Source organism: Candidatus Electrothrix sp. (genome assembly GCF_052785085.1).
The window spans coordinates 1-10,768 of the sequence record NZ_JALAAI010000123.1 but is presented as its reverse complement, the minus strand read 5'-3'; the positions used below and the strand labels follow the sequence as shown (position 1 = coordinate 10,768).

Here is a 10,768-nt window from a genome sequence, read left to right as displayed (position 1 = left end):
GATTGACAGAAGCGGGCTTTTAGCTTGTTAATTTGGTGACCGATTTTTTTGATTGGTTTTGAAAATGTCATATGTCTCTCTGTAGCTTATTGATGTGAAAATTTCATTATTACAAGAAATCAATAGCCGTGTCAATATGTTATGACATCTGTGGCTAAATTAATTTTCTGAATTCTCAATAAATACAACTCGTTCATAAAGGCCAAGCCTTAAAGTCGTGCCATTAGGGTATCGGGCCGAATTTATCAGGCTTGTGGAGATGGCAGAAATGTTGGCGAAGAAATAAGTTTTGTTGCCCCGCCCCCCGAAGGGGGTGGGACAGGAGTTTATCATGATCAAATTTCTCCCTGGAATCATTATCCTTCAGGCAATAACTGCCGGACTCACTTATCTTCTCGTCACCGGAGAACCCTCCAGTGACGACCATCTTTTTTTTGCCCTGATTGCCCTTGATATCACCTTTATCCTCCTCATGGCCCTCTGGTTTTCCTCTCTTGCCCGCCAAAATAATTTTGCTTCAATGGAATCCCTCAAAGAGGCCCATGCCAAAGAGCGAGAAAAACTGCGGGTGAATGCGGAACGGCAAAAAAACAGACTTGCTACTAAAAAACATAAGGAGGTACTCAGAGAAACCAAACGGGCCTATACAATGGCAAATATCAAGGCAGGCAGCGTTGTTGTTGGCCTGGTTCTTCTTGGTGGAGTACTGTTGTACAGTCAATTTATCGCTTTTGGTTCTATGTTGTTAACGGCTGGTGGCGGAGGGCTTCTCGGATACCTGGCCCGGGCAAAGCAGGAAAGCCTTTTTCAGCGCAGCAAATCCACCTTCCTTAGTGTCTCACCGGAAGTCAATGCAGAAAAAAAAACAAACAATTATCCTGAAACCCAGCAGGTCAGCAGAACAGCTTGCAAGTAAAATTTTTTATACTTTTATCTGGTTACACTGTATGCTCTCTTTTCCCCCTGATTCAGGGGAAGCTATCTCATCTGAAAGATGCTTTTTTGGCATAAAAAAAGTATCATTTTATGCTAATTTGTTTTATTTTATTTTCTGAGGGATAAGGGAATAGATATTCCCCCTGCTTTTCAGCTGCTCTCTTCTGTGGCACCAAACTCTTTTACAAGGCCCTACTTAAAAGAGTGGTTTTCACAGTAAGACAGTCACCTGTAGCTCTAGTAGGTACGCTTCCCTGAGCAAAAAAGTTTTCATTAATTTTATACCGCATAAGAGGAGGTTTGAATGAGCTGGTTAACAAGAGGTGTAAGCATTGCTGTGCTATCCGCTGTTTTGGTTCTGAGCAATACAACCCAAGGGCGAACCCAACCATTTGAGGTTATTTTTGTTGATAGCCTTTGGGGAACGGCTGTCGGGGGTATTGCAGGCCTGTCCATTGGCCTGTTGAGTGAAGATGATGACGATGAAATCTTTTCTGACTATATGGTCAAAGGTATGGGCGTGGGCGCATTAGGTGGCTTACTGTACGGCCTTTTTCATTATCCGCCTTCTGAGTACGGATACCTGAATAACGGACAGCCTACAGGTCTGCTCCATTTCAGTGCCAATGATAATATTTTGGCTGTCAGCCCTGGCAAGGTTATTCCACGACAGTCCTTTGATAAAGATCTAGAAGAATCCAAATGGCGTTTTGACCTGTTCAGCTCGTCATTCTAACACCTTCCTGGTGAGGTTCTGAACCTGTTAACCTGTTCTGCTCCAATACGCTGAGCAGAATACATAGCTGGATAGAATTTTCTCCTGCTGGTGAGAGAGCACATGGCACACCATAAAGCAGAGTCTTGTAGGGTCAGGCTCTGCTTCATTTTTTTACATATTGAAAAGCCAGTCTGAATTCGTATTCATCTCACCCGCAGGTTCAAAACATTCCGTAGTATCCTTATATATATTACCATATTCTGTACTTCGCACTCTTTCAACTATTCCACAATAATTTTTCACTGCTTCAATGTACTATGTGAAAAAATATGTAAAAAACATCTGCTCTTTCACTTTCCGATGACTTTTATCAAACAGCACCTTCTTTTCACTATTGCTATCCTGTGCCTCCTTACCTCCCTATCCTTTCCGGCATTGGCAACAGCAAAAATTATTCTTGTACCGAATGATTATCCGTCTATCAATACAGCTATCCAGGCGGCGCAGGAGAATGATACGATACGGGTTGCTGCCGGCAAGTACTTCGAGCGTATCACCCTGCGTCCGGGTATTATCCTGAAGGGTAGCTGGGACAGTACCTTTACCAAACGGGATTTAGCGGCTTCCCCTTCCATATTAGGAGGGAGTACTATGGGCGGTTTTTCTGTTATGGGGGCAAATAACACGGTCATAGATGGCTTTGTCATCACCGGAGGCAAGCCGCCGATGATAGCACCGGATGCACTGATAGGACCTGGTATCTATGCAAGTGGCATTACCATCACCATAAAGAACAACATCATTATGGCGAATTATGCCGCAGGTATTTACCTCCGTACCTGCAACGCCACTGTGGTCAGCAATATCATCGTAGAGAACGGACAGGCTGGTATTTTCCTGGAAAAAAATACCTCGGCTACTCTTCAGGGGAATAAGATCTCCAAGAATTTTACCGCAGGCATCAGTGTTGGCGGCACTGAGCTCTCAAAAATAACTGTTGTTAATAATGTGCTGGATAAAAATAAACGAGCAGGCATCAACGCAGCTTGGGCAACAGGTGTTATCCGCAACAATTTGATCTACGAGAACGGTCATGCCGGTATACGCGCTGTTGTCACCCCCCTGCTCATTGCCAATAACACGGTCACCAATAATCAGCTTGCGGGAATTTCCATCGGCGACCCTACTGTGGATGGGACAACAACTGACATACAGACGCCGGAAATAAAAAATAACATCATTACCCATAACGGAGAGGCAGGTATTTACTCCAACGGTTCCGGCTACTCCTACAACCTCCTCTTTGCTAATAATAAAGTCAACGGTTTCCATCCTGACTTTCTCTGGTATACCCGCTTGCAATTCGCTGGCTTCGAAGATGACGTAAGTTTGGAAAAAAGCAAAAATATCCTGGCTGATCCCCTTTTTGTCGATCCGGCCCAGCACGATTACCATCTCCGGCCAGGATCACCGGCCATTGACAGCGGGGATCCGGATGTCACCTTTAACGACAAGAACTTCGGGCCTTCTCTGGGGGCTGATACCAATGATCTGGGAGCCTATGGCGGCCCGTTCACAGTCGCAGAAGAACGCCCCGCTAATCTTGCCCCTATAGCAGATATAGAGACAGAAATAAAGCCTCCTGCTCAACACGTCTATGCCGGGGACAAAATCACCTTACATGGAGAAATAAGTAAGGATCCCAACGGGGACGAGCTTTCCTATGAATGGCGTTTGCTGGCCAAACCTATGGGTAGCAACGCAGCACTCTCTGCCACAACAAAGGCCAAAACCAAACTTACCTGCGACAAGGGCGGCCCCTACAGAGTAAGTCTGACAGTTACTGATCGCTGGGGCCTACGGAGCAGCCCGAAAACAATGACCCTCCGGGTAGACAGTGACAAGCCACCAACAGCAAAAATCAGCAAACAAAATAACCCCATCAATGTTGGTGAAACAGTCAAGCTCTCAGCCTATAAGAAAAAGAAGTACAACGGTAACGAACTCAACTTCTCCTGGAAATTCCTTAAAAAACCTGCGGCAAGCAGAACCACCCTTGATAACGCCTACATAGCAAAACCGACCTTTGTGCTGGATAAGCCGGGCTGCTATACTGTGCAGCTTCAGGTGAACAACGGCAAGAAAGACAGCGAACCGGACACCACCCATATCTGCTCCAAACAGACCCGCTATCTCGGCCAAAGGATTGTGCCGGATGAATATCCCACCATCCAAAGTGCCCTTGATGCGGCTGAAGTCAATGATCAGATCATTGTTAACTCAGGTGTGTATAAGGAAAAAATCATCATTGACAAGGTAGTTGACCTTATCGGAGTGGGCTGGCCGGTTATTGATGGTGGAGGAGGAGATAATGACGACGCAACCGTCTTTATCTGCTATCTCGACAATATGAGTGCTGGCAAAATGCAGGGTTTTGTCGTAACCGGTGGTGGAGCAGGAATTTTCGGTCACGGTGTGCAAATCCTGAATTCCAGCCCGGAAATCTTCAACAATCGGATTCGCGGCAACAAACATGTGGGAATCGGTATCCACGGCCATAAACGTTTTACGGAAAAGGCCAGAATCCACGATAACTTTATCTATGATAACGCCATTGGTGTAAGCCACGGCCTGGGCACCTATGGGCAGATCTATAACAACACTATCTACAATAATAAGGTCACAGGGATCGGAGTTCGGGGTCTTTCCAAACCAACACTCAGAGGCAACACCATATATAATAATTACGTCGGTATCGGCGTGCGAGAGGAAGCATATCCGCAGGTTGAGGAGAACGAAATACGTGACAACGTTGTTGGTATCGCTATTAATCCCGGCACTGCCGATGCGGTCTATGCGGAAGAAGAGAGCAGGATTCGGATCAAAAATAATACCGTATATAATAATCAACAATGCGGTATCTTCATTTCATCTCTCCATCGAAATGGAGTGCTCACCCAGGGCAATATCATAGAAAATAACGCTACCGACACCTCGAAAGAAAGGAGCGGCGGTGCTGTTGTCGGTTATCCCCATGAAAGCCTTGATGATATTTTCCTGAATAATAACGAGATACGAGAAAATAACGGTAAGGCTATCCAGCGATTCAAGCCTTTGGCAAGTTCCTACGGTCAAGTAGGCAACTCTGATAACAGAAGACCTTTTTAGCAGGATTTTGAGGTGATGGGGGATTAGGAAGCAGAGTAGTATTTGTTCTGTGATACCGGGTTGTTTATATCGGTACCTTCTTTGCAGTGACATTCTCGACAAAATCCTGCCATTCTGTTGAAAAATTAGAAATTATAAAACCTATTTCAAATTTATCATTATTATGTTCTACCTTCCAGACCGGCCATATCCTGATATGGTATACTTTTTCATCATGTTCTCCTGATATTTCCGCATCGTAGACTTTTCTTCTAACAAAGAATTCTTTTGATATATTCAATAAGCGTATTCCTCCGAGAGATACATCTCTGACACCTGCTTTATATGTGAAATTATCATCTGTAATAACAGCATGATATCCTTGGACTCCAATTCTTTCATTGCTTCGTCTTCCGAAATAATAGTCTTGTTCTTGCATAACCCTCTGTCCTTTTCGGCTTACTTCAAACCATACCGAATTTTCTTCTGAAAATGATTTTCATGATCAATGCCACTTTTTTTTCCTACACGAATACAATCCCCTATCGTGCCCGTGCCACACGCAGGAACCCAGCAGCCCACTCTGGGGTTCCCGGCGCAAGGACATGGGTATACAGAGCCAGGACATTCTTTTTCACCAGACCATCACGCTTGCTCTGAAATCCCGTGCCCCGCTCCATCTGAACGGCCAGCTCTTCAGGCTCACCATCCCAGCTTTCCACCACCGAATATCGAAACTCGTGTCCCTTCACCTGGGTACCCAACGGATAGAACGAATTTTCCCCATCAACAATAAAGGTAGAATACCCATGGGCCTGGGGCTTGCCTGACATACTGAAGGTCACTGGAAAGACACCGGTAAGGGGATATTCACTGCCCTCAAGCATAATGGAGCGGCCAAGAAAGATCAACCCCCCGCATTCTGCGTAAATAGGCAGCCCTTGCTCTGCTGCCTGGCGTACTGAATCCCGAAAGGATACATTCTCAGCCAACTGCCGGGCACTGGTCTCCGGGAAACCGCCGCCGATATAAAGGGCATCCAGATCATCTGGCAGGGCTTTGGCCGTCAGGGCGTTAATCATCACCAACTCAGCCCCGCCCTTTTCCAGGGCATCCAGGTTTTCCTGGTAATAAAACTGAAAGGCCGCATCCCGCAGAACACCTATCTTAACAGGTTCTGCTTTACCTGGTACTCTGAACTGTCGGACTACAGGCAAGGGTTTGAAGCTTCGCCGCTCCATCAATCCAATGATGCGCTCCAGATCAAAATGCTCTTCCGCAATGGCAGCAAGCCGATCTACAGCTGCATCGCTTGCGGCTTCCCCGTACTCCTGATGCGGGGTGACCCCGAGATGGCGCATGGGGAAAATATCCGTCTTCATCCGCGGGATAATCCCCACCACCGGGATGCCGGTGTATTTTTCCACCGACTCAGTGATAATCCGCTCGTGACGGGGCGTGGCAATTTGGTTCAGGATGACCCCGACAATGCGCACCCGCTTGTCCAGATCCCTGCATCCAAGCACTAAGGCAGCAACCGTTCGAGTGGTCTTGCTGCAATTGACCACCAGCAGAATGGGTAAATCCAATTGCACAGCCAGTTCAGCTGTGGAAAAGCCTCCTTCTGCGGTCACACCGTCGTAGATTCCTCTATTGCCTTCGATCAAAGCAAAATCAGCACCAGCTGCCTGCTGCTGAAAAGAGTGAACAATAATCTCCTCGGACATGAGATAGGGATCCAGATTATAACAGGGACGGCCAGCAGCAGTGCTCATCCAGCCCGCATCAATATAATCCGGGCCTTTTTTAAACGGCACTACAGCGTGTCCGCTGCGTCGCAGAGCCGCTGTCAGAGCCACCGAGGCCACAGACTTGCCTGAACCACCGCTTAACCCGGCAATGACAAGGCAGCCGATTTCAGACACCGCTGTTTCTTTACTATCGTCGATACACATCTTTTCGGTGCCTGATACGGAAAATTATGATATTTCTTTTACCAGCTGATCATGAGAAAGCGTTTTCTCCTCTCTTCGTTCAGCCGCAGCAGCCAAATCCTCCAGATCTTCAAGGAGCTCTTCATATTTATCAACCGGAAGTATAACCGCTTTTTTCTGTCCGTTCGGATCAATAATAAACTGAGGACGCAATTTCTGTACAACATTCATAACGACATACCTCCAAGGTACACTTTCTAAACCGCAGGAGAAAAAGGGTTGCTTGATTATTAATTACTGAATTTAATATAAAATACGATACAATAGTCGTTACCCTTTATGCCGTTACCGGAAGTTCGACATAATCTGAGTACGCTTGAGGTTTCGGGACGCTTTGTTTACTGAGCTGCAAACCTTCAAAATGAAATTCCAGAGCTTCTTGCATATTTATCAGAACTTCTTCCTCTGTTTTGCCTGTTGCAACACAACCGTCAACATCCGGTAAGTAGGCTGAAAAACCCGTACTTGTTTTTTCCACAACGATCAGATATTTCATTTCTTCACCCCCGCCTGTTTACATATTGCAACGCGTAACGCTTCTATAAACTATATCCGAAATCAATCACGAAGAAAACCTGAGTTCAAACCCGACCTGCTGTAAATACGTTGCCTCCTGCTCCAGACTGGCAAGCTGAAGAGGATGCCTGTCCAGTTCCCCTTCGGCAAAACAAAGAGAAAGGCCATTTTCCTGAGCAATGACCTCCTTAATACAGGCCGTCTCATCTTTACGGGAACGGTGCAACAGAACCGCAAGACGCAGCAGAACCGCAAGGCGAAGGATCGTTTTCCGCTTTGCTCTTGGTATTTTTCGTAAAAGCCTTCTCGTTATTTTTTTGCAATGACAACGCACCAGCGTACTCATCCAGTCCTGCTCTGAATAAGAAAAACCAGGCAAATCTGCATGATCCAGCAGATAGGCCCCGTGTTTCTGGTAGCCACTCAGGGAGACCGCCAGACCGATTTCATGAAGACTGCCAGCCCAGTAGAGAAGCTCTGCGTCATCAGATTGTAAATCCCAGGCCTCTTCACAGGCAGTAAAAAGGCGATGGGCTGTCCGATTCACCCGTTTCGCGTGCTTAGCACTGATCTGAAAACGTTGCTGCACCGTTTCAACGGTTTTCAGACGACTATCCTCGCAACATATCCTCCCCAAGCGCTCATAGAGCAGTCCTTCCCGTAATGCCCCGTCTGACACCTGCATCTTCTCAATACGCAGGGCCTCAAAGGTGGCAATCAGAACCGCCAGTCCTCCGGCGATGACCTGTTTTCGTTCAGCCTTGAGTCCAGGCAGGTCCAGTTTATCCAAATGCCCCGCCGCAATCATTCGTTCCCGTATTGCATAAAGGCTGTCCAACGTAATATTAAGATACGGGTTCAGCTCCAGGGCCTGGACAATACTTCCCACTGTTTTGATGGTGCCGGATGCTCCGGTGGCTGAAGAGAAATCCGCCCTCTGAAAATACTTCCTGACCGGGCGGAGTTCCAGATGGGCCGCTGTTTTGGCCTTGCCCCATGCTGCTTTACTCAAATCCCCGTCACGGAAAAACTTGAGGCTCATGCTGACGCAGCCCATATTCAGGCTACGCAGGTACAAAGGCTCAAAATGTTCACCAAGAATCAGCTCGGTACTGCCGCCGCCGATATCCATGACAAAGCGCTTTCCCTCTTCTGCAACTAAGGAATGGGAAACCCCGAGATAAACGAGACGGGCTTCCTCTTTACCACCGATAATCGAGATAGGATGGCCCAGAGCCTTACTGGCCTTGGCAATAAAACGGTGGGATTTTTTAGCCTGACGCAAAGTTCTGGTGCCCACGGCAGCCACAGTTCCAGGGGGAAAATTGCGCACTCGCTCGCCGAAACGGTTGAGACAGGCAAGGGCACGTTGGCGGGCCTCCTTGGTAAGCCGGTTCTGCTCATCAAGCCCGGCACCGAGACGCACCATCTCCTTGAGCTTGTCCTGAATATGAATATGGCCGTCTTCAATCCGGGCCACCACCATATGAAAACTATTAGAACCCAGGTCTACTGCGGCGAGGTACTGGGGTGTTTGTTGTTGCTCAACCATATACTGTCCATTGACGTGACCCAAGCTTTCTCATCTGGATTCTCCGACTAATTTTCTCATTTCTTCTGCCGACAACCCCGTGACCTCTGCTATCTGATCCGTTGTCAACATCCCTGTACGCAGCATATTGAGAGCTACTTCCGCCCTGCCCTTCTCAACTCCCCGCTCAATCCCTTTTTCAATCCCCTCGTCATACGCCGATTCAATCATATCCTTTTCACTGGCCCTGCTGATCAGATATTTCTCATACGCCCGGCGTTCTTGCTCTGACATGTTCAACAGATCAAGCTTTTCAGCCGCAGCCTGGATATTTTTTGAATGGAAATCCGGTCTGACTTCGGAATTCTTGAAAAAATAGACCCACTCATCAATGCCACTGTTGATGATGTCGTGAAAGCGTTCCGTCTCAATCAGGTAGTATTCGGGAAACACATTCCTGCCCATATCCAACTCTCTACCCACCACCGCACGACGCTTTCTCGGCTTCAGTCGCAATTTTTCCCTGGTGTTCAGGCCGTAAAAATCGGTCGAGCCTTTGTAAATATAATCGTTCTCCCCCTCACCGAGCAGAAAATAAAGAATACTGACCGAGATAACCTTCTTTACCTTGGCAAAGGAATCGCCCAGCTTCAGGTGATCCACAATAAGCTTGGAACTGCCGTACAGGAGCCGTTGCAGATAATAGCGTTCCCAGCCCGCCTGCACTTCGATGACATAAATATCTCCGGCCTCGTCCTCCACGGACAGATCCACCCGGTTAAACTTGTCGGACTGATCCTCCTGATTGCTTTCGCTCTCCAGCAGGGAGAGAATCCTGATGTCCTGCTCCAGCAGGGTGCTGAGAAAGCCTTCCAGTACGTCGTAGTTGGCTTTGTCGCGCAGGATGTTTTTCATGGCCCAGTCGAAACTGACCAGGGTGCGTGGTTTGTTCATAACGGCTTCCCCCTTCAAAAAATCAACTTGTCCAGAACATGGATGTGTCCGTCTTAGATTCCGGTCGCGACTATATGGAAGCTTTCGGCTGACATAAGAACTCTCAAGAAAACATTTCTTCAATATTAAAAGATTGTGGCACAATATCAATATGCTCTATCTCAATCATGTTCTGTCCAACGCAACATTTCTTAAATTTCTTTCCACTTCCACAATAGCATGGATCGTTTCTGCCGATTTTCCTAAAACTCGACTTCGGTAATAATCTCTTTGAGAATTTCAATTTCTGAAAATCGCATATTTTTATTTCGTTGGTTCTGATTCTGTCAAACAGGAACCTGATACATTGATATTGATCAGCCTCATCATCATACCTCTTCCAAAGACGCCGTTTATCTTTAGGATGTGAAACTATTGCAACATGATCAAGTTCAACATCACCTTGAGGCTGTTTTGTTGCCATCTTTCCTTGATAAAGTCTCCCCGCTATATGTGGACAGTCAAACGAATCAATATTTTCTCCACAAATACTGCATTTAAACCAATCAACAACAAATCCCGCACTACAAAACCACTTATAGGGATATAACTTTTCTAATCCAACAAGTTGATTTTCAATAAATATTAAAATCTTGTCTGGTTCTCGAACAATCAGTCTTTTAATTAACCTTAAACAATCAAGGCCATCTTGAAGAACATCCCAAGAATGGGAAAACTTGCCATCAACAATATCCCGCCATACCTCGTAGTATATTGACAGCATATCTATAACCACATGCAGTATATAAGACTCATTCAGAACAAGCTCTGGTGCATTATCAAACCTCTTGCTATTATGTATTATTGCAATACCGCAAAACTCGCACAGTAGCTTCAGGCAGCAAGCTTATACCACTGTTCCTTGAGCTTGTTTAACTGCTTCTGTGATTGTTTAGCGGAACGGATATGAGTTTTAAACCGATTCCTGTGATT

At 46.5% G+C, this 10,768-nt stretch carries 10 protein-coding genes; 3 read left to right on the top strand and 7 right to left on the bottom strand.

The annotated features are described in order from the left end of the window. The first annotated feature begins 331 nt into the window (after positions 1-331). The 3 genes from L2082_RS15915 (at position 332) to L2082_RS15905 (ending at position 4,822) form a co-directional block, all read left to right on the top strand. Positions 332-916 carry a hypothetical protein gene (locus L2082_RS15915; protein ID WP_446009652.1) on the top strand — a complete coding sequence of 195 codons (585 nt, stop codon included), beginning with the start codon at positions 332-334 and terminating at the stop codon, positions 914-916. Between the two features lie 324 nt (positions 917-1,240). Further along, the gene (locus L2082_RS15910; protein ID WP_446009653.1) at positions 1,241-1,672 is read left to right on the top strand and encodes a hypothetical protein; all 432 of its coding nucleotides are present in this window, start codon (positions 1,241-1,243) and stop codon (positions 1,670-1,672) included. A 342-nt stretch (positions 1,673-2,014) separates the two neighbouring features. Continuing rightward, positions 2,015-4,822, top strand: a complete 2,808-nt coding sequence (locus L2082_RS15905) for a right-handed parallel beta-helix repeat-containing protein (protein WP_446009654.1) — start codon at positions 2,015-2,017, stop codon at positions 4,820-4,822. Between the two features lie 64 nt (positions 4,823-4,886). Here L2082_RS15905 and L2082_RS15900 read toward each other — a convergent pair whose 3' ends face one another. The 7 genes from L2082_RS15900 to L2082_RS15870 all read right to left on the bottom strand — a co-directional run bounded on the left by L2082_RS15900 (position 4,887) and on the right by L2082_RS15870 (position 10,559). Next, positions 4,887-5,240, bottom strand: coding sequence for a PilZ domain-containing protein (locus L2082_RS15900; protein ID WP_446009655.1), 354 nt, complete (start codon positions 5,238-5,240; stop codon positions 4,887-4,889). Between the two features lie 103 nt (positions 5,241-5,343). Beyond that, complete coding sequence (locus L2082_RS15895; RefSeq protein ID WP_446009656.1) at positions 5,344-6,756, bottom strand: cobyrinate a,c-diamide synthase; 1,413 nt, start codon at positions 6,754-6,756, stop codon at positions 5,344-5,346. Positions 6,757-6,780: 24 nt separating this feature from the next. Next, positions 6,781-6,966: a hypothetical protein gene (locus L2082_RS15890; RefSeq protein ID WP_446009657.1), complete on the bottom strand. Its 186-nt coding sequence runs from the start codon at positions 6,964-6,966 to the stop codon at positions 6,781-6,783. Positions 6,967-7,072: 106 nt separating this feature from the next. Then, positions 7,073-7,291 carry a type II toxin-antitoxin system HicB family antitoxin gene (locus L2082_RS15885; RefSeq protein ID WP_446009658.1) on the bottom strand — a complete coding sequence of 73 codons (219 nt, stop codon included), beginning with the start codon at positions 7,289-7,291 and terminating at the stop codon, positions 7,073-7,075. Positions 7,292-7,357: 66 nt separating this feature from the next. Further along, complete coding sequence (ppx, locus tag L2082_RS15880; RefSeq protein ID WP_446011947.1) at positions 7,358-8,863, bottom strand: exopolyphosphatase; 1,506 nt, start codon at positions 8,861-8,863, stop codon at positions 7,358-7,360. 30 nt (positions 8,864-8,893) lie between these two features. After that, entirely contained in the window at positions 8,894-9,796 is a 903-nt protein-coding gene (locus tag L2082_RS15875) for a PD-(D/E)XK nuclease family transposase (RefSeq protein ID WP_446009660.1), read from the bottom strand. 103 nt (positions 9,797-9,899) lie between these two features. Beyond that, entirely contained in the window at positions 9,900-10,559 is a 660-nt protein-coding gene (locus L2082_RS15870) for a YecA family protein (RefSeq protein WP_446011946.1), read from the bottom strand. Between the last annotated feature and the right edge of the window lie 209 nt (positions 10,560-10,768).

Excerpts from the sequence above, each read along its gene's own strand:
- L2082_RS15915 (WP_446009652.1), top strand. The coding sequence starts at position 332 with ATGATCAAATTTCTCCCTGGAATCATTATCCTTCAGGCAATAACTGCC.
- L2082_RS15910 (WP_446009653.1), top strand. The coding sequence starts at position 1,241 with ATGAGCTGGTTAACAAGAGGTGTAAGCATTGCTGTGCTATCCGCTGTT.
- L2082_RS15905 (WP_446009654.1), top strand. The coding sequence starts at position 2,015 with ATGACTTTTATCAAACAGCACCTTCTTTTCACTATTGCTATCCTGTGC.
- L2082_RS15900 (WP_446009655.1), bottom strand. The coding sequence starts at position 5,240 with ATGCAAGAACAAGACTATTATTTCGGAAGACGAAGCAATGAAAGAATT.
- L2082_RS15895 (WP_446009656.1), bottom strand. The coding sequence starts at position 6,756 with ATGTGTATCGACGATAGTAAAGAAACAGCGGTGTCTGAAATCGGCTGC.
- L2082_RS15890 (WP_446009657.1), bottom strand. The coding sequence starts at position 6,966 with ATGAATGTTGTACAGAAATTGCGTCCTCAGTTTATTATTGATCCGAAC.
- L2082_RS15885 (WP_446009658.1), bottom strand. The coding sequence starts at position 7,291 with ATGAAATATCTGATCGTTGTGGAAAAAACAAGTACGGGTTTTTCAGCC.
- ppx (WP_446011947.1), bottom strand. The coding sequence starts at position 8,863 with ATGGTTGAGCAACAACAAACACCCCAGTACCTCGCCGCAGTAGACCTG.
- L2082_RS15875 (WP_446009660.1), bottom strand. The coding sequence starts at position 9,796 with ATGAACAAACCACGCACCCTGGTCAGTTTCGACTGGGCCATGAAAAAC.
- L2082_RS15870 (WP_446011946.1), bottom strand. The coding sequence starts at position 10,559 with ATGCTGTCAATATACTACGAGGTATGGCGGGATATTGTTGATGGCAAG.